The sequence below is a fragment of the Streptomyces alboflavus genome (assembly GCF_000716675.1).
In the GTDB taxonomy this organism is placed as follows: Bacteria; Actinomycetota; Actinomycetes; order Streptomycetales; family Streptomycetaceae; genus Streptomyces; species Streptomyces alboflavus.
This window is the reverse complement of the sequence record NZ_JNXT01000008.1, coordinates 178,010-200,589: the sequence shown is the minus strand read 5'-3', so window position 1 is coordinate 200,589 and position 22,580 is coordinate 178,010. Positions and strand designations below refer to the sequence as shown.

Sequence of the window (22,580 nt, the reverse complement as noted above, 5' to 3'; positions counted from 1 at the left end):
GCGGGCCCGACCCCACGGGCCCGCCCGGCATGCGACTCCGGCTCTCAGGCGCCCGGGCCCGTGCCGACGTCCCGCACGCAGCGGAAGCCGGTGTGACCGCCCCCGCCGTCGACGGCGTCGGCCGTGCGGGCGGCGACCCGGTAGCGATTGCAGTACGAGTCGTGGCACATGTGGGAGCCGCCGCGGACGACCTTGGCGGTGCCCGTGGGCGGGCCCTGGGGGTTGAGGGCGGGGCGCGCGGTGGCACGGCCGGTGGACCACCAGTCGGCGCACCACTCCCAGACGTTGCCCGACATGTTGTGCAGGCCGAAGCCGTTCGGCGCGAAGGCGTCGACCGGGGCGGTGCCGCGGTGGCCGTCGGCGGCGGTGTTCTTCGTGGGGAAGGCGCCGCGCCAGATGTTGCAGCGGTACTCCCCGGCCGGGTCCAGCTCGTCGCCCCAGGGGTAGCGGCGCTGCTCCAGGCCGCCCCGGGCCGCGTACTCCCACTCGGCCTCGGTCGGCAGCCGCTTGCCCGCCCACCGCGCGTACGCCCGCGCGTCGTTCCACGACGTGTGCACCACCGGGTGGTCGCCGCGCCCTTCGGCCGAACTGCCGGGCCCCTCCGGCGCACGCCAGCTCGCGCCCGCCACCGCGCACCACCACGGCGTGTGCTCGGGCCGCGGCGAGACGCGCCGCAGCTCGCCGCGGAGGAAGCCCGCGAAGACGTACGACCAGCCGATCCGCTCGGCGTCGGTCACGTACCCCGTCGCCGCGGCGAAGGCCGCGAAGTCGTCATGGCTCACGGCACACACGTCGATCCGGAACGCGTCCACACGCACCGGCCGCACCGGCCCCTCACCGTCCTCAGGGAACCCCTCGGCGTCCTCCGCGCCCATCAGGAACTCGCCTCCCGGCAAGGTGACCATGCGGTCGTCGCCGGGGGCGGTCACAGACGGGGCGGTACCGGACGGGGCGGTACCGGCGGGGCCGGTCACGGAGAGGGCGGGCGGCGGGGCGGCGGCATCGCGGAGTGCGGCGGCGCCCCGCGGGGCGCAGCAGCTGAAGGGCTGCGGCTCTGGGGCAGGCATGGAGTCCTCCTACAGCGGTGGTGATCTCCAGTGTGGCCGTGCGGGTTCTTGGTGAGGCGGCCGGACTCCGATGGCCCGGACTCCGATGGCCCGGACTCCGATGGGCCGGACTCCGATGGCCGGACTCCATCGGTCGGGCTCCGGTCGGCCGGGGGAGGGGCGGGACCGTCGCGCGTACGCGGGTCAGCTCCACGCCTCTCGTTCCTCGCCGTGGGGATCGTCGACCTGGGTCCACTCGGCGGCGACGCGCATCGTGGCCCTGCGCCCGCCGTCGTACGGGTCCCAGCCGGGGTCGCCGGTCGTGGCGAACCGGATCCAGGCCGCGTGCACGCGGGCGGCGAGGTCCGCGGGCGGCTCGTCCGGGCCGAGCAGAGCGGCCGGGCCGTGCAGCCGGGGGAGGTGCGCGAGGTCGAAGACGAAGGGCAGCTCGACCGTGTGGGCGGCGCCGAGCTGCCCGTCCAGGGCGTGCGAGCGCCAGGCGAACTCGTAGCTGTACGTGGCCGACCCGGGGTGGGCGGCGTGCGCGTCGGCGAGGGCCCGGGTGCCCGCCCCGAACAGCGCGTCGGCCATGACGGCGGACCGCAGCTCGGCGGAGGACGCCTCGGGGCGTGCCGTGCGGTACGTCTCGACGAGTCGCGCCGCGTCGTGGTGCGCGCGTGCCGCCGCCTCGTGGACGTCCTCGGCGGTCGAGGTGGCGTACGCGCCGACGGGGACCAGATAGAGGTTTCCCTCCTCGGCGTTGGTCCCGATCAGGAGGTCCACGTCGGTGCCGAGGCCGGTGGCGACGGAGGTGGCGGGCTGGGTGTCGAGGACCAGGCTGAAGGGGCTGAGCCCGAGCAGCGGGTCGCGGTGCGTCGCGGTCCGCAGGTCGATGCCGCCGAGCCGGGTGGCGGCCTCGACCAGACGCTCGTCGGAGATGCCCGCGAAGGCGTCGACATGGGGCTCGACGCCCAGACGCCGGGCGGCTGCCGCGGTGACGCGGGCGGCCTGCTCGGTGGTGAACGCTCCGAGGCCGCTGCCGCTCTGGACGATCGCCCGCCGGAGGAGTCCCTTGGCCTCGGGCGCGGCGAGGACGCCGCCGACGAGGGTCGCCCCGGCCGACTGCCCGAAGAGGGTGACCCGGCGCGGGTCGCCGCCGAACGCGGCGATGTTCTCCTGGACCCAGCGCAGCGCGGCGACGACGTCGAGCAGCCCGCGGTTCGCGGGCGCACCGGGGAGGTCGAGGAACCCGGCCATGCCGAGCCGGTAGTTGAGGGTGACGAGCACGACGCCGTCGCGGGCGAAGGCGGAACCGTCGTACAGCGCGGACCGCGTCGACCCGGCGACGAATCCGCCGCCGTGGACGAACACCATGACGGGCAGGTCACCGCCTCCGACAGCGGGCGTCCAGACGTTGACCGTGAGGTGGTCCTCGCCGCGGCTCCAGCCGGCGCCGAAGTAGGGCGACATGTCCACGGCGCCGAGTTCGCGCGCGGACTGCGGCGCGGTGGGCCCCGGGGCGGTGGCGTTCCGCACGCCGTCCCAGGGCTCGTGCGGCCGGGGCGGCGCGAAACGGGCGGCGCCGCGGGGAGGGGCGGCGTAGGGGATGGTGAGGAAAGCGGCGACGCCGTCCTGGCGCAGGCCGCGGACGGACCCTTGCGCCGTGGTCACCACGGGGTCGGGTTGGTGGTTCACGGGGGTGCCTCTCCGGTCTCAGGACTGCTCGGCGTACGGGGTGAAGGGGGCCCAGCCCTTGATGGCGAACTTGTCGGCGTCGCGCGTCACTTCCGCGGCGCCGTGGCCGCCCAGGTGCGCGGGGATCACGAGTGCGTTGTGGTCGGCCGCCCAGCCGAGGACCTTCCTGCGGGTCGCGCGGGCGCCCGCGGGGTCCTCGCAGAAGCAGCTGTTGGCATCCGGCTCCAGGACCTGCGCCGGGCTGTGCAGCATGTCGCCCACGAAGACCGCCCGGTCCGTCCCGGAGCTGAGGGTGAGGACGGAGGAGCCGGGGGTGTGCCCGGGAGCCGCGTCCAGACGGAGGCCGGCGTCGATCCGGTGGGAGTTCTCCCACAGCAGCGTCTGACCGGCCTCGTGCACCGGGGCCACGCTGTCCTCGAAGACGTTCTGGTTGCCGCGGCCGAGCAGCGGCTTGTGGCCGTTCACGGGATTCCAGAAGTCGAAGTCGTCCTTCGGCATCAGATAGGTGGCGTTGGGGAACGTGGGCACCCAGCGCCGCCCTTCCAGACGGGTGTTCCAGCCGACGTGATCGACGTGGAGATGCGTGTTGATCACGACGTCCACGTCCTCGGGCTCGACACCGGCCCGGGCGAGATTCGCCAGGAAGTCCGTGTCGAGGCGGCTCCAGACCGGCGCGTACGGGCGCTCCTTGTGATTTCCCACCCCGGTGTCGACGAGAATGGTCCTGCCCTCGCTGCGCAGCAGCCACGTCTGGATCGCGGAATGCACGACATCGGTGTCGGCGCCCAGGAAATGCGGGGCCAGCCAGGAAGCGCCGTCGTCCCACACTCCCTTCGGGATGTCCGGGAAAAAGGTCGCGGGCGTCAGGTCGACGGAGCCGAAGTATTCCCGTACCCGGGTGATGCTGACGGCGCCGAGCGTGATTGTTTCCATGCGGAATCCTTGGGAATTCGGGGGATTTCCCGAACCGTACGACCGGCATCGGCGTGCGCGGTATGCGTCAGGTGACTGCACCTGGGCGCCGTGCCCGCACCCGCGCACAGGGCCCGCCCCCACCCGTGCGGCCGCTTGTAGCCTGGGCGGGCAAGGCAGGGGACTCCTGTCGGGAAGCCACCATTCCTGGAGACTCCGTGGACGAGCACACAGGCGGCCTGGGCGCGGACACGGGACGGGCTCCGGATCCGGATCCGGGGGAGCCGTTCCTCGGCCGGGACGCGGAGCTCGCGCGCCTCTTCCGCGCGGTGGACCCGGCGTCGGCCGACCCGGTGCTGATGCTGGTCGGCGACGCGGGCACGGGGAAGAGCGCGCTCCTCGACCGCGCGGTGCGGAAGGCCGAGGCAGGCGGCGCCCGCGTCCTGCGCGCCGGGGGAAGCGAGGCGGAGTCGAGCCTCGCGTACGCCGCGCTGCACCAGTTGCTGCGGCCGGTCGCGGCCGAGGTGGACGCACTGCCGGAGAGACAGCGCGCGGCGCTTCACACCGCATTCGGTACGGGACCGGAGGCGTACGACCGATTCCGCGCGGACCAGGACGCGGGCCGGGCCCCGGCCGCCCCCGACCTCATGCTGATCGGAGTCGCCGTCCTGAGCCTGCTGTCCGCCCTGGGCGACCACCACCCCGTGCTCGTGGTCCTCGACGACGCGCAGTGGTGCGACCGCGCTTCCCTGGACGCCTTGTCCTTCGCCGCCAGACGGCTCGAAGGCGAACCGGTCACGATGCTGATCGGAGCCCGTGCCGACGATCAGCTGCCGGGATTCGACCGCCGCCTGCCGACGCTCGCCCTGGGACCGCTCGATCCCACCGCGGCGGCAAGGCTCCTCGACCTCCAGCCGCAGCGCCCCACCGGCCGCACCAGGCAGCGGATCCTCGACCAGGCGGGCGGCAACCCGCTGGCACTGGTGGAACTCACGAGGGCGGCCACCGCACCCTCCGCCACCGCACCCGACGCCGCCGGGCCGCCGCCCGCAGGCCCGCTCCCGCTCACCGCGCACCTGGAGCGGATCTTCGCCGCCCGCCTGACCGGCCTCCCCGCCACCACCACGCGGGCCCTGCTGCTCCTGGCCGCCATGGACAGCGCCGACTCCGCGCCCGCCGTCCTGGCCGGGCTGCCACGCGCCGATGACGAGGCCTGGCCGCCCGCCGAGCAGGCCGGGCTCGTCCGCCGGACGGGCCGGGACGTCCGGTTCCGGCACCCGCTGGTCCGGTCCGCCGTCTATCACTCCGCGTCCCCGGACGCCCGGCGCGAGGCTCACCTCAGGCTCGCCGGGATGCTGCGCGACGAGCCGGACCGGCGCGCCTGGCATCGGGCCGCCGCCTGCCCGGGCCCGGACGCGGCCGTGTCGGCGGACCTGGAGCTGACCGCCGCACGGGCCCTCCGACGCGGCGGGCACACGGCGGCGGCCAAGGCCCTCGAGCGCGCGGCGGAGCTCGCGCCGCGCCGCGAGGACAGCGCCCGGCTGCTCGTCGAAGCGGCGTCGGCGGCCGTGTTCACCGGAGACATCACCTGGGTCGAGCAACTGACCGCCGGGGCACGCGCCCGCACGGACGACGCGGCACTCCTGACCGCCGCCGCCGTGCAGGCCGGACGCCTCGCGGTCCTGACCGTCCGGCACGCCGTGGTGTTCTCCCGACTGGCCGACACGGCCGAGCAGTTGACGCCCGCACAGCCCGCCGCCGCACTGGACCTGCTGTCCGGCGCCGCCGTGGTCTCCTTCTACTCCGGGGACGACGCCCAGCGTCACCGCGTCCAGGACCTCCTGCGGAGCCTTCCCGACGACGCCTCGCTCACGGACGTACGCACCTGGGTGAAGGCCGTATCGGACCCCGTCTCCGACCGGGCCGAACTGCTGCGGCTGCTCCCGCAGTTGGCCGCCGAAGTACGGACCCGGCCCGAGCGGCTCACCACCGTCGGGATCATGGCGTGGCTCCTGGACGAGACCCCGCGGGCCGTCCGGGCCTTCGACGAGGCCTTCGACCGCTGGCAGACCCAAGGGGCGCTGCCGGAGGGCCTGGGCGGCGCCGTCGCCTGGGCCTATGTGGAACGAGGCAGGTGGGACCAGGCCCGCGAGGCCTGCGCCCGCACCACCGCGGTCGGCCGCGCCGCCGGCCTCGACCACGCCGTGGCCTGCGCGGCCGCCGTCGACGCGACGGTCCTTGCGTACCAGGGCGACGCGGCGGCGGCCCGCGCCCGTGCCGAGGAGGCGCTCGCCCTGGTCGACCCGCTGGAGAGCCGCTCGGTCGCCGTCTACGCCCGGCGCGCTCTCGGTGCCGCGGCGGCCGCGGCGGGCGCCCACGAGACCGCGTACGACCAACTCCGCACGGTCTTCACGGCAGTCGGCGCGCCCGTCCACCACCACGCCTCCTACCCGGCCCTCGCGGATCTGGCCGCCGCCGCGGTGCGCTGCGGCCGCCGCGCGGAGGCCACCGCGGTCGTCGAGCGCGCGGTACACGCCCTGGCGGACAACGCCTCCCCCCGGCTGCGGGCACTGATCAGCCGGGCCCGTGGCCTCCTGGCGGACCCCGAGGACGCCGAGGCGCACTTCAGGGCGGCCCTGGCGGACCCGGAACGGGAGCACTGGCCCTTCGAGCACGCCCAGACCCTCCTCGACCTCGCCGAGTGGCTGCGGCGCCGACGGCGCGTCGCGGAGGCACGCGGTCCCGCTCACTGCGGCCCTGGAGACCTTCCGCCGCCTGGGCGCCCGCCCGTGGACCGAGCGCGCCCGCGCCGAGTCGCGCGCCGCGGGCCTCGACGTCACGGCCCCGACCCCCGACGCGCTGGCCGAACTCTCCCCGCAGCAGCGGCAGATCGTCCGGCTCGCCGCCCGCGGACTGACCAACCGCGAGATCGGCGAGCAGCTGTTCCTCTCCCCGCGCACGGTCGGCTCGCACCTCTACCGCAGCTTCCCCAAACTGGGCATCACCGCCCGCGCCCAGCTCCGCGACCTCATCGAGGGCCCCGTCACGGCGGTCGGCCCCGAGGGGTAGGGGCAGCAGCCGGTGGCGGCCCGGATGCGCCCTCAGGAAGGTCTGGGCACGCCACGCGGTCCGCCCCGATCTAGGCTCCTCGTATGAAAGCCCCCGCTCCACCCGCACGCCGCGTCGCCCTGGCCGCCACCGCTCTCCTCGCTGTCGTCGCCGTCGTCCTCGGCGTGGTCCTGACCGGCGGTGACGACTCGGACAGCGGAGGCGGCGACGCTGCCGACGGCGGGCTCAGCGCCGAGCAGCGCCGCCGGGCGGACCAACTCGTGAGCGTCTTCGAGAACGGCACCACCAAGATCCAGTACGGGTACGCGGAGAACCTCGACGATGGCCGTGGCGTCACCGCCGGCCGGGCGGGCTTCACCACGGACGACGGCGACGCCCTCGAAGTGGTGCGCGCCTACACCGACAAGAAGCCGGACAACCCCCTCGCCCGCTTCCTCCCCGCGCTCAAGCGCCTGGCCGACGGGGACGGGGCCGACGGGGGTGACTCCGACGGCTCCCGCCCCCTCCCCGACGCCGACTACATCGCCGCGTGGAAGCGCGCCGCCGCCGACCCCGTGTTCCGCGAGGTGCAGGACGCCCAGGTCGACGACCGTTACTTCACCCCCGCCCTGCGGGCCGCCGACAAGGCCGGGCTCAGGAGTCCGCTGGCCGTCGCCGAGCTGTACGACGCCTCGATCCAGCACGGGAACGGCTCCGACGGCGACGGCCTGCCCGCGCTGGTCCGGCGGACGACGGCGCAGGCCGGCACCCCCGCCGAGGCGGGTGAGAAGGCGTGGCTGGACGCGTTCTTCGACGTACGCGTCCACGATCTGACCCACCCCGTGAACGCCGACACGGCCGTCGAGTGGCGCATGTCCGTCGACCGCGTCGAAGCGGTGCGGCGGCTCGCCGAGAGCGGCCACCGGGACCTGGACGGGCCGTTCACCGTCACCGCCTTCGGCAGCCGCTATTCGATCCGCTGACGGGCGACCGCACAGCCACGTGCTGACGGGCGACCGCGGGGCTGTCAGCCGGCCGGCGGCCGCTCGACCGGCGGCCGCTCGGCCGTCGGCGGCGCGGGCGTTCCGGAGACCAGCGAGGCGATGTGCGCGAGGCTTTCCGGGGCGGTGCGCGGAGGCTCCCACCACACCAGATGCGCCGCCGCCGAGTCCGCCGGTTCGAGGATCTCCCACGCCTCGGCGATCAGCCCGTCGTCGAACCGCCAGATGTCGACGCCCGTGATCTCGGCGCCGGTGCCGGGGTGGTGGCGCCGTGAGTGCATCACGACGTGGTCGCCGTCGGCCAGCAGGTGCAGGACGTCGACCCGCATGTCGCCGAGCGGCGACGCGCGGACGGCGGCGAGCCACTCCGCCTTCGTACGGGAGGTCGCGTCCGGCCGGTGATGGACGAAGTCGTCGCTCAGCACCTTGCCGAGCGCGTCGACGTCGCCCGTGCCGACCAGCTCGGCCAGTGCCCGCTGGACGATGAGCTTGTGGTCGGCGTTCTGCTTGCCCGTGTTCTGCTTGCCCGTGTTCTGCGTGGTCATGGGCCGCAGTGTCGCCACCGCCGCGCGGCCTGTCGATGAACTCCGATGTCATGGCGGGCGGCGCCACCGGGACGTAGCCTCGGTGACCGTGGACACGGTGGGGGAGCTCCTGCGGCAATGGCGGCGGCGTCGGCAGCTGAGCCAGCTCGATCTGGCGCTCGCCGCCGACGTCTCGGCCCGGCACGTCAGCCTCGTCGAGACCGGCAAGTCCCGCCCGAGCGCCGACATGGTCCTGCGGCTCGCGGACCAGCTCGACGTGCCGCTGCGCGAGCGCAACAGGCTGCTGCTCGCCGCCGGGTTCGCGCCCCGGTACGCCGAGCGGCCGCTCGGCGACGACGCGCTCGCGGCGGCGCGGGACGCGGTCGAGCGGGTGCTGCGCGCGCACGAGCCGTACCCGGCCCTTGTCTTCGACCGCCGGTGGAACATCGTGCTGACCAACCGCGCCGTCGACCCGTTCTTCGCGGGCGTCGCCCCCGAGCTGCTGCGCCCGCCCGTCAACTTGCTCCGCCTCGGCCTCGACCCGCGCGGCCTCGCCCAGTACGTCGTCAACCAGACCGACGTACGCGCGGTGTTCCGCACCCGCGTCACCCGTCAGCTCGCCGCCGCCCCCGACGCCGAACTCACCGCGCTCTACGAGGAGTTGTTCGCCCCCGACGCCGAGGACGCGGGCCCGCACGTGGACTCCGACGTCCTGATCCCGATGATCATCCGCTTCGACGGCCGCGAACTGCGGCTCTTCTCGACCATCACCACGTTCGGCACGCCCATGGACATCACCCTGGACGAGGTCGCGATCGAGTCGTACTACCCGGCGGACGCGGAGAGCGCCGCCTACTTCACGGAGTCACGGGACGGGAACCAGGACCGGGACGCCGCACGCCAGGGCGAGCAGCGCGTCGACGACGGCGGCGGTGGGCCTACCTGCCGCGGAGGCACCCGATGGAAGGTCGAACTTGCGTCGGGTTAGCATATGAGCGCCGCCTAGCTCGAAAGATACTCCTGTGACTGTCAATGACGACTCGTTCACCAATTGGAAGAACCGCGAGGAGATCGCGGAGTCGATGATCCCGATCATCGGGAAGCTGCACCGCGAGCGGGACGTCACCGTCCTGCTGCACAGCCGCTCCTTGGTGAACAAGTCGGTGGTCAGCATCCTCAAGACGCACCGGTTCGCCCGGCAGATCGCCGGCGAGGAGCTCTCGGTCACCGAGACCCTGCCGTTCCTGCAGGCCCTCACCGCGCTCGACCTCGGCCCTTCGCAGATCGACATCGGCATGCTGGCCGAGACGTACCGGGCCGACGACCGCGGTCTGACGGTCGCGGAGTTCACCGCCGAGGCCGTCGCCGGTGCCACCGGCGCCAACAAGATCGAGTGCCGCGAGGGCCGCGACGTCGTCCTGTACGGCTTCGGCCGCATCGGCCGCCTCGTCGCCCGGCTGCTCATCGAGAAGGCCGGTTCCGGCAACGGGCTGCGGCTGCGGGCCATCGTCGTCCGGCGGGGTGGCGATCAGGACATCGTCAAGCGCGCCTCGCTGCTGCGCCGTGACTCCATCCACGGCCAGTTCCAGGGCACGATCACCGTCGACGAGGCGAACAGCACGATCATCGCCAACGGCAACGAGATCAAGGTGATCTACGCGGGCGACCCCTCGGAGGTCGACTACACGGCGTACGGCATCAAGGACGCCATCCTCATCGACAACACCGGCAAGTGGCGCGACCGCGAGGGCCTCTCCCAGCACCTGCGCCCCGGCATCGACAAGGTCGTCCTGACCGCCCCCGGCAAGGGCGACGTGCCCAACATCGTGCACGGCGTCAACCACGACATGATCAAGCCGGACGAGCGGATCCTGTCCTGCGCGTCCTGCACGACCAACGCGATCGTCCCGCCGCTGAAGGCGATGGCGGACGAGTACGGCGTCCTGCGCGGCCACGTGGAGACCATCCACTCGTTCACCAACGACCAGAACCTCCTTGACAACTACCACAAGGCGGACCGCCGCGGCCGTTCCGCGCCGCTGAACATGGTCATCACCGAGACCGGCGCCGCATCGGCCGTCGCCAAGGCGCTGCCCGACCTGAAGGCGCCGATCACCGGCAGCTCCATCCGCGTCCCGGTGCCGGACGTCTCGATCGCGATCCTCAGCCTGACGCTGGGCCGCGAGGCCACCCGCGACGAGGTCCTCGACCACCTCCGCGAGGTCTCGCTGACCTCCCCGCTGCGCCGCCAGATCGACTTCACCAGCGCCCCCGACGCGGTCTCGAACGACTTCATCGGCTCGCGCCACGCGTCGATCGTCGACGCCGGCGCCACCAAGGTCGACGGCGACAGCGCGATCCTCTACCTCTGGTACGACAACGAGTTCGGCTACTCGTGCCAGGTGATCCGGGTCGTGCAGTACGTCTCCGGGGTGGAGTACCCGACGTACCCGGCCGTGGCGGTCTGAGTCCGCGGCACCATGTGAGCGTCCGGAGTCCCGGGCGGAGGGAAGGCGCGAGCCGTCCCTCCGCCCGGGACTTTTTCGTGGGGTCGTTCGGGTGATGCTTTGGTATTTGCCTAAAGATCTTAGGTGTGCGCATAATTGATTTCGTTGAAAGGGGAGATCGTTATGGTGCGCGCAGGACTGACAGTGGCACGGCTGACGCAGGCCGGGGCCGAGCTGGCCGACGAGGTCGGCTTCGAGCAGGTGACCGTCTCGGCGGTCGCCCGACGGTTCGACGTCAAGGTCGCGAGCCTGTACTCGCACCTGAAGAACTCCCACGACCTGAAGACCAGGATCGCCCTGCTCGCCCTGGAGGAACTGGCCGACCGCGGCGCCACCGCCCTGGCCGGACGCGCCGGCAAGGACGCCCTGACCGCCTTCGCCGACGTCTACCGCGACTACGCACACGAGCACCCCGGCCGCTACACCGCGGCCCGCTTCCGGCTCGACCCCGAAGCGGCCGCCGCCAGCGCCGGAGCCAGGCACGCCCAGATGATGCGCGCGATCCTGCGCGGATACGACCTGACGGAGCCGGACCAGACGCACGCCGTCCGGCTCCTCGGCAGCGTCTTCCACGGCTACGTCAGCCTGGAGGCCGCCGGCGCCTTCAGCCACAGCGCCCCCGACACCGAGGAGTCCTGGTCCCGGATCGTGGACGCCCTCGACGCGCTCCTGCGGAACTGGCCCGCGCCCGCGCTCTGACCCTTCCGCGGCCCGGGAGTCCGAGGCCGTGACCGGTCCGCGTCCCGACTGCTCGGGGCGCCCCGCCCGGAACGCCTCCCGCTGCCCCACCCGACTCGACCAACAGGCTGAGACATCATGACCACCCCGCACACCCCGCCCACGTCCACCCCCATGTCGAACCCCATATCCACCCCCATATCGACCCCCATCACCGCCGACCTCCTCCACGGCGCCCTCGACCTGGAGCGCACCGCGCACGGCGTCCTCCCGCACCGGCTGCCCGACCGGGCCCGCGCCCAGAACACCGACGGACAGCTCGCCATGGCGGAGTCCCAGCCCGCCGGTGTCCGCCTCGTCCTGCGCACCCGCGCCACCGCCGTCGAACTGGACACGCTGCCCACCAAGCGCGTCTACGCCGGCGCGCCGCCCCGCCCGGACGGCGTGTACGACCTCCTGGTCGACGGTCGCCTCACCCGGCAGGCCAGTGCGACCGGCGGCAACACCCTGACCATCGACATGACGGCCGGGAGCGCCGAGCACCGGCCGGGCACCGTCGGCACCCTGCGCTTCACCGGGCTGCCGGAGCGGCTGAAGGACGTCGAGATCTGGCTGCCGCACAACGAGACCACCGAGCTGGTCGCCCTGCGCACCGACGCCCCCGTCGAGCCCGTGCCGGACCGGGGCCGCAAGGTCTGGCTGCACCACGGCAGTTCGATCAGCCACGGCTCCGACGCCGCGAGCCCCACCACGACCTGGCCCGCACGCGCCGCCTCCCTCGGCGGCGTGGACCTGATCAACCTGGGCTTCGGCGGCGGCGCCCTGCTCGACCCGTTCACCGCCCGCGCCCTGCGCGACACCCCCGCCGACCTGATCAGCGTCAAGATCGGCATCAACGTGGTCAACGCCGACCTGATGCGCCTGCGCGCCTTCGGCCCGGCCGTCCACGGCTTCCTCGACACCGTCCGCGAGGGCCACCCCACCACCCCGCTCCTCGTGGTCTCGCCGATCCTGTGCCCCATCCACGAGGACACCCCCGGCCCGAGCGCCCCGGACTTCGCCGGCATGAGCGAGGGGCGGCTGCGCTTCCAGGCGATGGGCGACCCGGCGGACCGCGCGAGCGGGAAGCTGACCCTCGGTGTCATCCGCGACGAGCTGGCCCGGATCGTGGAGCGGCGCGCCGCCGACGACCCGCACCTGTCCTACCTCGACGGACGCGACCTCTACGGAGAGGCCGACTACGCCGAACTGCCGCTGCCCGACGAGCTGCACCCGGACGCCGCGACCCACCGCCGCATCGGCGAACGCTTCGCGGACCGCGCCTTCGCGGCCACCGGGCCCTTCGGGACGGGCGATTGAGATCGGATCCGACCGCATCTGACGGGACCGGTGCCATGGTGGGCCGCCCTGGTGAAGTGTCCCGGGCGCGGGCGGCGCCGCCGCTAGCGTGGACGGGCAGGGGCCAGGCGTGCGGATCACGGAGGCCGGGCCCGTGCATTGCGGTGAGCGGGTTCAGGGGCGGGGTGGGGCGTGGAGTGGTCCGAGCCGTCGCGTTCCGTGTCGGTCGGCGTCGCCAGGGCGGACGGCCGGGTCACCATCCGCGTGGCCGGTGAGCTGGACATCGCCTCCGTGCCGGTCCTGGCCCGCGAACTCCACCGCGCCGTGGAACGGCCCGTGGGCCGCACGTCGCTGGACCTGAGCCGGGTGACGTTCTGGCGGGACGGCCGGGGTGGACCTGCTCCTCGACGCCCGGCTGCGGGCCGCCGCCGCGGGCGGCAGCCTCGCGGTGGAGCGGGCCCACAGCGCGGTGCTGCGCCCCCTGCGGAGCTGCGGCGACGTCGAGGGCCTGCGGATCGCCCGGGAACTGGCGACGGCACCGCTGTCGGCGAGCGAGCAGGCCCTGCGGCTCTCCGTGGTGTCGGCGGCACTCTCGGCCGCGTTCGAGATCACCGGGGCGCCGATGGGCAACGCCCAGGTGCACGACCCGGCGGGCGGCGTGCTGCGGATCGTGGCCCAACGAGGCTTCCACCACCCGTTCCTGACGTTCTTCGAGACGGTGGCCGACCGGGAGACCGCGTGCGGGGTGGCCGCGCAGGACCGCAAGCCCGTCCTCGTCGAGGAGGTGGCCGCATCCCCGGTCTTCCTCGGCGCCCCGGCCCTCGACGTCCTGGAGGAGGCCGGCGTCGGCGCGTGCGCCTCGGTCCCGATCACCTCCGGCGACGGCGCGCTGATCGGCGTGGTGTCCACCCACCACGCGCAGGCGACGGAGTGGGCGGACGAGCAGCGCCGGGCCCTGGAAGGACTCGCCCGCGCCGCCCACCTCCTGTGCTGACAGCGTCCACCGGCACCCCGGCACCGGGCGCGTCCGACCCGGCCGAACGACGCTTCGCGCGCTGTCAATACCGTCCACCCGACGATCGGTGAGCCGGGCAGCCGCATGGTCCCGGCGGGCGGCGACTTCTAGCGTCGTGACCTACAGAAAGTCGCGTTCGACACAAGGAGCACCATGCGCGTCCCGTCAACGGTCGGCCTCGGCCTGGGTCTTGCCGGACTACTCACCGCCGCCGTGCCCGCCGCCGCCACCCCGCAGCAGCCGGCCGGCCGCGACGCCGTCCCGCAGCGGCAGCACCTGGCCTGGGGCCCCTGCTCGGCGGCACAGACCGAGCTGAACGAGGCGGGGGCGCAGTGCGCCAAGGTGACGGTGCCGCTGGACTACGCCGACCCCCGCGGGCGGACCATCCAGATCGCGATCTCCCGGATCAAGGCCACCTCCCCGGACGCCCGGCGCGGCATCCTGCTCTCCAATCCCGGCGGACCCGGCGGCCCCGGCCTCGCCAACACCCTCGCGCTCCGCCCCGCGTTGAAGGACGTCGCCGACCAGTACGACCTGATCGGGTTCGACCCGAGGTTCCTCGGCGAGAGCAGCCCCGTGCGCTGCGCCCCGGCCGGACCCCCGCGCCCGCCCGGCCCCGTCACCACGCCCCGCGCCGACTTCGACGCCTCCGTGGACTCCGCGCGGGACACGGCACGGCGCTGTCAGGAGCACGGGGACAACGCCGCGCTGCTGCCGCACGCCTCGACGCGGAACGTCGCCCGGGACATGGACGCGATCCGCGCCGCCCTCGGCGAGCCCAGGCTCTCGTACTACGGCGTCTCCTACGGCGCGGACCTCGGCGCCGTCTTCACACAGATGTTCCCCCGCCGCGCCGACCGCGTGATCATCGACTCCTCCACCGACCCGGCGGCCACCCAGTACGAGCTGTTCCAGCGCGCGGGCGGCCCGCTGGAGGACGGCCTCGACGAGTGGGCCGCCTGGGCCGCCCGCCACCACGACCGGTACGGGCTCGGCCGGACCGGCGCCCAGGTGCGGGCGACCGTGCAGAAGCTGCTCGACGGAGCCGAGCGCCGCCCCGTGGAGGTCGCGGGCCAGCGGATGAACGCCCCGGTCATGCGGCTCCTGCTGCGCCAGCTCGTCCAGCACCAGGAGAGCGACCCCGCGCTCGCCTCCGTGGTGCGCGACCTCGTCGCCGCCGCCGCGGGCAAGCTCACCGAGCCAGGACCCGAACTCGCCGCCCTGCTCGCGCTCCTGAACTCGCCCGACCTCGGCGACAGCATGGTCGGCGGCGCCCTGTTCATGTGCGGCGACGGCGGCTGGCCCGCCGGGGGCTGGCCGAAGGACCCCGAGACGTACTGGCGCAACACCGTCAAGAGCCGGGCCACGCAGCCGGTGTTCGGCCCGGTCGTCAACGGCATGATCGCGCCGTGCGCGTTCTGGAAGTCGCCGCCGCGCGAGCCGGGCACCACCATCCACAACAAGGTGCCCGTCCTCATGCTCCAGGCGACCCGCGACAACAACGTCCCCTACGAAGGCGCTCTCGCCCTGCACCGCAAGCTCAAGGGATCACGCCTGGTGACGGCCGACATCCGCTCCCACGGCGTGTACGGGCGCGGCTCCGAGGGCCACCGTCCCGTCCCGTGCGCCGACGACGCCGTCAACGACTACCTCCGCGACGGCACCCTGCCCGCCCGCGACCTCACCTGCGCCCCCGAGGGAGCGACCCGATGAGCGCCCACGGGCCCGTGTTCAGCAGGCGCGGCGGCATGGTCGCCGTCGTGTCCGCCGCCACGGCCGTCATCGCGGGCACCGGTACGGTACGCGCCACCGCCCGCCCCGCCGCGGCCCAGGGGCGCGACCCCCTCCAGGCCGACGTCGACGCGATCCGCGCGACCGGGACCACCGGTGTGCTCGCCGAGGTGCAGGACGAGCACGGCCGCCGCACCGCCCGGGCCGGTGCGGCGGACCTGACGGGGGACCGGCCGGTGCCCTGGGACGCGTACTACCGCATCGGCAGCGACACCAAGCCCTTCACCGCCACCGTCGTGCTGCAACTGGCCGGTGAGGGAAGGATCGGCCTCCACGACACCGTCGACCGGTGGCTGCCGGGCCTGGTCGAAGGACACGGCAACGACGGCCGCAGGATCACCCTCACCAACCTGCTCCGCCACACCAGCGGCCTCAACGACTACGTGGCCGTCGGGGGCGGCGCGGACGACTTCACGCCCGCGGGCTACCTCAAGGGACGCTTCCGGGTCACCCCGGCCCGCGAGCAGGTGGCCGCCGCCGTGAGCCGCCCGCCGCTGTGGCTGCCGGACGCCGCCGACCCGGCGCGGGAACAGCGCTGGGGCTACTCCAACACCAACTACGTGCTCCTGGGCCTCGTCGTGGAGAAGGTCACCGGGAACCCCTGGGCCCAAGAGATCCACGAACGCGTCATCGCTCCGCTCGGCCTCAGGCACACCCTGGTCCCCGGCACCTCGGCGTACGTACCGCAGCCGACCGCGACCGCCTACACCCAGTTCCCCGGCGGCGCCCGGCTGACCGACACCTCCCTCGCCACCGGCGGCGGCGCGGACGGCGGCATCATCAGCACCACCCACGACCTCGCCGTGTTCCTGCGCGCGCTGCTCGGCGGCCGGCTGCTGCGCCGGCCCCAACTGGCCGCGATGAAGCAGACCGTGGCGGCCCCCGACTGGATCCAGGCCGACGGCGTGCGCTACGGCATGGGCATCGCGTGGCGGCCGGGCGGCGGCGGGTCCGGTGGTGGTCGGTCCGCGCGGGGCCGGGACGAGGGCGTCTGGTTCCACGGCGGCACCCACCTCGGGATCGTCTCAGAGAGCGGCGTCACGGCGGACGGCAGCCGCGCCGCGACCGTCGCCGCCTTCACGCTGCGGACCGACGAACGGGGGGAGGCGCAGGCCAGGGCGGCGCTCCGGCTCGTGGACCGGGCGCTGCGACGCTGACGGCGACCGTCCGGTCCTTGGAACAGGAGTCCGTATCCGGCGGGCAGGGGCCATGATGGGACCGACCAGGGGCGGCGCCCGCGCGGCGCCGCCCGCGAAGAACGGTGTCCTCCGCCGGTCCGCCGGCCCGACGGCCCGCGGACGCCCCTGGTGCCCCGGATGCCGTACGACCGTCCCCGAGGAAGAAGCCCGCATGACCACGACCGCGCAGGTGCCCGCCGACTCCGTCCCGCCGGCTGTACGCCTGGAGGAGGCCCGGCGCGACTACGCCGACCTGCTCGGCCAGGGGCTCGCCCTCGACCTGACGCGCGGCAAGCCCTCGCCCCGGCAGCTCGACCTCGCCGCGGACCTCCTGAGCCTGCCCGGCGACCGGTACACCGCGGCCGACGGGACCGACTGCCGCAACTACGGCAGCCCCGACGGACTGCGGGAACTGCGCGAGATCTTCAGCGGATTCCTCCAGACCCCGGTCGACCAGCTCCTCGCCGTCGGCAACTCCAGCCTGGAGCTGATGCACGACTGCATCGTGCACGCCCTCCTCGGCACCCTGCCCGGCGCGGAGCGGCGCTGGGCCGACGAGGAGCGGATCGCGTTCCTGTGCCCCGTCCCCGGCTACGACCGGCACTTCGCGCTGTGCGAGCGCTACGGCATCGACATGATCCCCGTCCCGATGACCGCCGCGGGCCCCGACCTCGCCGAGGTGGAGCGCCTCGTGGCCGCCGACCCCGCGATCAAGGGCATCTGGTGCGTGCCCAAGTACAGCAACCCCGACGGCACCTGCTACAGCGACGAGGTCGTGCGCGGGCTCGCCTCGATGCGCACCGCCGCGCCGGACTTCCGGATCTTCTGGGACAACGCCTACGCGGTGCACCACCTCACCGACGAGGAGCCCGAGGTCGCCGACGTCCTCGCCGCCTGCGCCGAGGCCGGGAACCCGGACCGGGCCTTCGTCTTCGGCTCCACCTCGAAGATCACCCTGGCCGGCGCGGGCGTCGCCTTCTTCGGCTCGTCGCCCGCCAACGTCGCCTGGCTGCGCGGGCGCAACGCCAAGCGCTCCATCGGCCCCGACAAGATCAACCAGCTCCGCCACGCGCTGTTCCTGCGGGACGCCGACGGCGTCCGCGCCCACATGCGCGAGCACCGCGCGCTGCTGCGCCCCAAGTTCGACGCCGTCCTGCAGGGCTTCGCCAAGGAGCTCGGCGGTACCGGCCTCGCCACCTGGTCCACGCCCAAGGGCGGCTACTTCATCGTCCTGAACGTCCCCGAGGGCTGCGCCCGCGACGTCGTGCGCCGCGCCAAGGAGGCGGGCATCGCCCTGACGCCCGCGGGCGCCACGCACCCCTACGGACAGGACCCGAAGGACAGCGTCATCCGGATCAGCCCCAGCTACCCGGACCTGGCGGAGGTCGAGCAGATCATTCACGGGGTCGCCACCTGCGTCCGCCTCGTCGGGTACGAGAAGCTGGTCGCCGACGCCGGGTGAGCGTCAGCTGGGCCGGACATGCAGGTCCAAGCCGCTCGTCCCCGGCGCCTCCACCCCCGGAAGCAGCCGCATGTCGTGGTCGTAGTCGCCTCCCACCAGGGTGCGGAACGGCACCGGCTCGTCCCTGAACAGGCCGTCGAGACGCCGGGCGTACTCCCGCTTCGCCGTCTCGAACCGCTCCGCGGGCAGGTCGTTCGCGCCGAACACCGCGAACGGCTCGACGGGCGCCATGCCGGTGAACCAGAAAAGACCGTGCTGCACCGGGTAGAGCACGTCCGCGAGACGGCCGTGGATGCCCCGGTCGGAGAACGACGTCTCCCGCGCCCCGGCCGTCACCGACACCAGGGCGCGGCGTCCCGCAAGGGGGCCCTCGCTGTAGGGCGGGGGCACCTTCGGGCCGTAGCCGAACCCGGCGGTGAACACCCGGTCGATCCAGCCCTTGAGGATGGCCGGGGGACCGAACCACCACATCGGGAACTGGAGGATGACGGCGTCCGCCCAGCGCACCTTCTCCTGCTCGGCCGCGACGTCCGCCGTGAGGCGCCCCGTGAGCGTGGCCTCCTGGGAGGCCGCCATCACGTGCAGCCGCCCGTCCGCCGCGAGGTCGGGGAAGTCGTCGGCGTCGACGGTCGCCTTCCACTTCATCGCGTACAGGTCGGAGACCCGCACCTCGTGGCCCGCCGTGCGGAGGTGGCCGGCCGCGAAGTCGGTGAGGGAGGCGTTGAGCGAGTCGCCCTCCGGGTGGGCGCTGACGATGAGGATCTTCTGCGGGGTGGACGGCGTGGAGGGCGGGGGCGGCGTGGTCGCGTTCATGAGGACTACGGTGCCGGGGCTTTGGCGGGGCAGCCAGAACCCTGTTCAACCAGCGGATTCGCTGTCCTGGTACTGGGAGGACCACCTGGGGCGCGGCGCGCATACTTGATCCCATGGACTTGGTGGGGGAACGGGACCTGGTGGAGGAACGCGTCCGCGGTGGTGCGAAGGCCGACGGCGGCGCGGCGGTGGTCCGCGTGAGCGCGGTGGGGGCTGTGGACGGCGCGAGCGCCGGGGGCGCCGTGGGTCAGGGACGGATGGGCCCCGACAGGATCGAGGGGGTCGGTGACGCCGAGCGGGCGCTTGGCGGCTTTCTGCGGGCCCGCCGGGGGCGCGTCGCGCCGGAGCACGTCGGGATCGCCGGGGGCCGTCGCCGCCGGGTCCGCGGGCTGCGCCGCGAGGAGTTGGCGCAGCTCGCCGGGATCAGCGTCGACTACTACGTCCGTCTGGAACAGGGCCGGGCCACCCAGCCGTCGCCCGAGGTCCTCGACGCGCTCGCCGGAGCGCTAGGCCTCGACACGGCGGAGCGCAAGCACCTCGACACCCTCGCCGGGACCCGGCGCGGACCCGTGCCCAGGGTCAGGGTCAGCCCGCTGCTCCAGCGCCTCCTCGACTCCCTCACCCACTTCCCGGTGTTCGCCACGAACCACCGCCTCGACGTGGTGGCCTTCAACGCCCTCGGCGCCGAACTCGTCGGCGGCCTCGGCGACCCGGCCCGCCGGGACCCGAACAACGCCCGCTTCCTCTTCCTCGACCCCGCCTCCCACACCGTGCACCCGGAGTGGGAGGACCGCGCGGCCGAGGCCGTGGGCCAGCTCCGCGTCGCCGCCGGGCGCTACCCCGACGACACGGAACTCGCCGCCCTGATCACCGAACTGTCCGAGCGGAGCGCCGACTTCCGCCGCATCTGGGGCACCGGCGAGGTGGTGATGTGCACGGCGGGCCGCAAACGCCTCCACCACCCGCGGGCCGGCCTCCTCACCCTGGACTTCGAGACCCTGCACGTACCGGCCGAGCCGGGCGAGACGGGCCTCGTCGTGCATGTCTTCAGCGCGGCCGAGGGCAGCGAGGAGGCGGCGGCGCTGGCCGGGCTGGCGAGTGCCGTGGCGGGGTCCGGCGGCCCGCGATAGCTCCTGGGTGGGCGGTGAGGGGGCTTCAGATGCGTGAATGCGCAGGTCAGAGCACGGCAGGGTAGGGTCGCGCTGGTGATGGGATCTTTCCGGACGGCCGTGACCGCAGCCCTCGCCTTGTCGCTGACCGCCGCGGCTTGCACCGCGGACGGCAATGACGGCAACGGTCGCGATGACGGCCACGAGAGCCGGGCGGCTCAACCGCGCCCCGCGCCCCTGCAGGAGCTGCCGGAGATCCCGGTGAGCGGCGACCCTCTCGGCGAGTCGGGAGGGGATGACCCCGGAGAGGTGCCCCGGGGGACCCGCCCCGTCGCGGAGGTGCGGCTCGGGAAAGACCGTCTCGTCGCGTACGTGGACGCCGAAGCCTGCGCCCTGGTCGTCGACGCCCCCAAAGCGGGGCGCTTCAGCCTGAGGACCGCGTGGCCGAAGGACGACAGCGACGCGTCGACGGACAGCCTGCCCGGCGGGCCCTACGCCCGGTCGTCCACGTCCGGCCACGAACGCCGGTCGGCCAGGGCTCAGTTGTCGTGCGGCGAGCGGGCCATGGTCGTCACGTACGACGTCCCGGGCGCCCTCGACGTGTCAGGTGCCCGGGGAGCGGTGTCCGTGGTGCGGCCCCGGAAGCGGAACGTCACGCTCGTGGTGGTCGGACCCGAGGACGTGCGGGCGAGGATCATGCGTGAGGTGTAGGGGCCAGGCATGGCCCCGACGCACTTCGGGCAGGGATCGAGGCGCCGCTGCCGCCGCGGCTCCAGAACGGGCTTGAGCGTTCGAGAGGGAGCGTCATGCGATCGCCGGAGCACCTGGGCCAGAGCGTTCGGCCTTACTCCCCGTGGGTGGGGGACGATCAGGAGTGGTGGGACTGGTACATATCACTGGCCGCCGGCTCCGGCCCCGACCTGACGCGCCTCGCGAGCGCCCCGCGTCCGGTGGCCGTGGCCCCTGCGTCAGACCGCGAGGTCGAGCAGGCGCTCGCGGCACCGTACCCGCTCACCGAGGAGGCCGTCGGCTTCTTCGGCCGTCACGGGTTCGTGCGGCTGGCCGACGTACTGGCGTCGGCCGTGGTGGCGGCGCTGGCGGAGCGCGCGGACCGGTTGATCGAGGCCGCCCACGGCCTGGAGAGACCAGGGCGGTTCCTCGCGCTGGAACAGCTGTGGCTGACCGACCCGTTGATGCGGAGCGTGGCGATGTCGCCGCGGCTCGGTGACATCGCGGCACGGCTGCTCGACGTCGACGCGGTGCGGCTGTACCACGACAACATCCTGTCCAAGGAGTCCGGTTGCGGCCGCACTCCCTGGCATCGCGACAGCGATCACTATCCGCTCGACTCCACCGCCGTCGTCACCTCCTGGATCCCGTTGCGGGACATCCCCGACGGGATGGGGCCGCTGGCGTGCGTGTCCCGGCAGGACGCGACCGGCGCCCTGGGATCCCTGTCGGCGTCGCCGCAGGAGCGTTCGTTCGACGAGCTGGTCACCGCACGCCTCCGCGCGGCGGGCGTGCGGCCCGACGCGACACCGTTCTCGGCGGGCGAGGTCTCCTTCCACGCCGTCGACTGCTTCCACACCGCCGGCGCCAACCGGACCACGGCGCCCCGGCGGGTGCTGTCCTCCACGTACTACGCGGACGGCACCCGCATCATCGCCGAACCGACCGCCATGAGCGGCGTGTGGACGGACTTCGTTCCCGGTGTCCGCCCCGGGGAGTTGGCCGCGTCGCCGCTCAACCCGGTGGTCGGCGTGCGCCGGTCCACGTTCAGGAGCGAAGGGACCGCGTCATGGCGGTCATGACCGGGGAGTCGGGGAAAGGCTGCTGGGTGCCGACTGGCTCGTACCCCCACTGCTCGGACAGCTTCTGGACCTTGCCGTCACTCGGTGCCGGGTTCACCAGGAGCATGACGCGCTTCTCCTGACGGTCGCTCAGCAGCTCCTCGTGGATGCGCCGCGCCAGACCCGTGCCCCGCCAGTCCCGCCGGACGGCGATCTCGTTGAGCGCGAGGGTGCGGGTGCCGTCCTCGTCGGTGTAACCCTCGGGGAGCGGCGTCGTCATGGTCGACCACCATCGCGTGGCGGGGCCGAGCGGACTGCAGTAGGCGAAGCCTGCGGGCCGGTCGCCGTCGTAGGCGACGACGGCCTCCCGGCCCAGGTCGTACTGGTTCGGGGTGAGGGTAGCCAGTGGGCGGAACGCGGGAGGGCGGCTGGGGGTGTTCTTGTCTCCGGCCCGCGCAGATGGAGGCCGGTGAACTGTCCGGTGTGCGCGAATGGGCAAGTCCGCTGCACGTATAAGCAACGACAACTCGTGGGCGTTGACGGCACCTTGAAGCTGTACTCCCGGAGGGCAGTGCACTCGCCGATCCGCTTGCTTGGGCACCGGACTCACGGAGTCGCTTCCCGCAGCGCTTGGGCGGTACGCAGTCACTTAAGAGAGGGCTGGCACGATGTG

General features: G+C 73.6%; 18 protein-coding genes and 1 pseudogene. 13 read left to right on the top strand and 6 right to left on the bottom strand.

The window, feature by feature from the left end:
* Nucleotides 1-44: 44 nt before the first annotated feature.
* The 3 genes from OO63_RS09115 to OO63_RS09105 form a co-directional block, all read right to left on the bottom strand.
* Nucleotides 45-1,067, bottom strand: coding sequence for a formylglycine-generating enzyme family protein (locus OO63_RS09115; RefSeq protein ID WP_078619033.1), 1,023 nt, complete (start codon nt 1,065-1,067; stop codon nt 45-47).
* A gap of 183 nt (nt 1,068-1,250) precedes the next feature.
* The gene (locus tag OO63_RS09110; protein WP_031192374.1) at nt 1,251-2,741 is read right to left on the bottom strand and encodes a carboxylesterase/lipase family protein; all 1,491 of its coding nucleotides are present in this window, start codon (nt 2,739-2,741) and stop codon (nt 1,251-1,253) included.
* 18 nt (nt 2,742-2,759) lie between these two features.
* Entirely contained in the window at nt 2,760-3,674 is a 915-nt protein-coding gene (locus OO63_RS09105; protein ID WP_030363796.1) for an MBL fold metallo-hydrolase, read from the bottom strand.
* Between the two features lie 197 nt (nt 3,675-3,871).
* Here OO63_RS09105 and OO63_RS41390 point away from each other — a divergent pair.
* A pseudogene (locus OO63_RS41390) lies at nt 3,872-6,722 on the top strand (helix-turn-helix transcriptional regulator).
* An 83-nt stretch (nt 6,723-6,805) separates the two neighbouring features.
* Nucleotides 6,806-7,684: a chitosanase gene (locus tag OO63_RS09095; RefSeq protein WP_051810674.1), complete on the top strand. Its 879-nt coding sequence runs from the start codon at nt 6,806-6,808 to the stop codon at nt 7,682-7,684.
* A 44-nt stretch (nt 7,685-7,728) separates the two neighbouring features.
* Here OO63_RS09095 and OO63_RS09090 read toward each other — a convergent pair whose 3' ends face one another.
* Nucleotides 7,729-8,247, bottom strand: coding sequence for a nuclear transport factor 2 family protein (locus tag OO63_RS09090; RefSeq protein ID WP_078619036.1), 519 nt, complete (start codon nt 8,245-8,247; stop codon nt 7,729-7,731).
* An 82-nt stretch (nt 8,248-8,329) separates the two neighbouring features.
* On the opposite strand from OO63_RS09090, the gene OO63_RS09085 reads away from it, so the two are divergent.
* From OO63_RS09085 to OO63_RS09050, 8 genes are all read left to right on the top strand, one after another.
* A complete protein-coding gene (locus OO63_RS09085; RefSeq protein WP_397622194.1) occupies nt 8,330-9,214 on the top strand; it encodes a helix-turn-helix transcriptional regulator in 885 nt (294 codons plus the stop codon).
* A 34-nt stretch (nt 9,215-9,248) separates the two neighbouring features.
* Entirely contained in the window at nt 9,249-10,694 is a 1,446-nt protein-coding gene (locus tag OO63_RS09080) for a glyceraldehyde-3-phosphate dehydrogenase (RefSeq protein ID WP_031192370.1), read from the top strand.
* A gap of 162 nt (nt 10,695-10,856) precedes the next feature.
* Nucleotides 10,857-11,432, top strand: coding sequence for a TetR/AcrR family transcriptional regulator (locus tag OO63_RS09075; RefSeq protein WP_031192369.1), 576 nt, complete (start codon nt 10,857-10,859; stop codon nt 11,430-11,432).
* Nucleotides 11,433-11,585: 153 nt separating this feature from the next.
* Nucleotides 11,586-12,770, top strand: a complete 1,185-nt coding sequence (locus tag OO63_RS09070; protein WP_031192368.1) for a GDSL-type esterase/lipase family protein — start codon at nt 11,586-11,588, stop codon at nt 12,768-12,770.
* Between the two features lie 370 nt (nt 12,771-13,140).
* Complete coding sequence (locus tag OO63_RS42100) at nt 13,141-13,743, top strand: GAF domain-containing protein (protein WP_031192367.1); 603 nt, start codon at nt 13,141-13,143, stop codon at nt 13,741-13,743.
* 174 nt (nt 13,744-13,917) lie between these two features.
* The gene (locus OO63_RS09060) at nt 13,918-15,477 is read left to right on the top strand and encodes an alpha/beta hydrolase (protein WP_031192366.1); all 1,560 of its coding nucleotides are present in this window, start codon (nt 13,918-13,920) and stop codon (nt 15,475-15,477) included.
* Complete coding sequence (locus OO63_RS09055) at nt 15,474-16,712, top strand: serine hydrolase domain-containing protein (protein WP_031192365.1); 1,239 nt, start codon at nt 15,474-15,476, stop codon at nt 16,710-16,712. The genes OO63_RS09060 and OO63_RS09055 overlap by 4 nt, the downstream gene beginning before the upstream one ends.
* A 193-nt stretch (nt 16,713-16,905) precedes the next feature.
* Entirely contained in the window at nt 16,906-18,195 is a 1,290-nt protein-coding gene (locus OO63_RS09050; protein WP_030363672.1) for an aspartate aminotransferase type Ic, read from the top strand.
* Nucleotides 18,196-18,198: 3 nt separating this feature from the next.
* Here OO63_RS09050 and OO63_RS09045 read toward each other — a convergent pair whose 3' ends face one another.
* Nucleotides 18,199-19,008: an NAD(P)H-dependent oxidoreductase gene (locus OO63_RS09045; protein ID WP_051810673.1), complete on the bottom strand. Its 810-nt coding sequence runs from the start codon at nt 19,006-19,008 to the stop codon at nt 18,199-18,201.
* A 113-nt stretch (nt 19,009-19,121) separates the two neighbouring features.
* Between OO63_RS09045 and OO63_RS09040 the strand changes: the two genes are divergently transcribed.
* The 3 genes from OO63_RS09040 to OO63_RS09030 all read left to right on the top strand — a co-directional run bounded on the left by OO63_RS09040 (nt 19,122) and on the right by OO63_RS09030 (nt 21,928).
* Nucleotides 19,122-20,138, top strand: coding sequence for a helix-turn-helix domain-containing protein (locus OO63_RS09040; RefSeq protein ID WP_234335433.1), 1,017 nt, complete (start codon nt 19,122-19,124; stop codon nt 20,136-20,138).
* A 78-nt stretch (nt 20,139-20,216) separates the two neighbouring features.
* Nucleotides 20,217-20,828 carry a hypothetical protein gene (locus OO63_RS09035; protein WP_159025942.1) on the top strand — a complete coding sequence of 204 codons (612 nt, stop codon included), beginning with the start codon at nt 20,217-20,219 and terminating at the stop codon, nt 20,826-20,828.
* A 146-nt stretch (nt 20,829-20,974) separates the two neighbouring features.
* A complete protein-coding gene (locus OO63_RS09030) occupies nt 20,975-21,928 on the top strand; it encodes a phytanoyl-CoA dioxygenase family protein (RefSeq protein WP_051810672.1) in 954 nt (317 codons plus the stop codon).
* Here the strand turns inward: OO63_RS09030 and OO63_RS44585 are convergent.
* Nucleotides 21,894-22,484 (bottom strand): GNAT family N-acetyltransferase, encoded by a 591-nt coding sequence (locus OO63_RS44585; RefSeq protein WP_234335430.1) that lies wholly within the window; start codon nt 22,482-22,484, stop codon nt 21,894-21,896. The two genes, OO63_RS09030 and OO63_RS44585, sit on opposite strands and share 35 nt — an antisense overlap.
* Nucleotides 22,485-22,580: the final 96 nt, after the last annotated feature.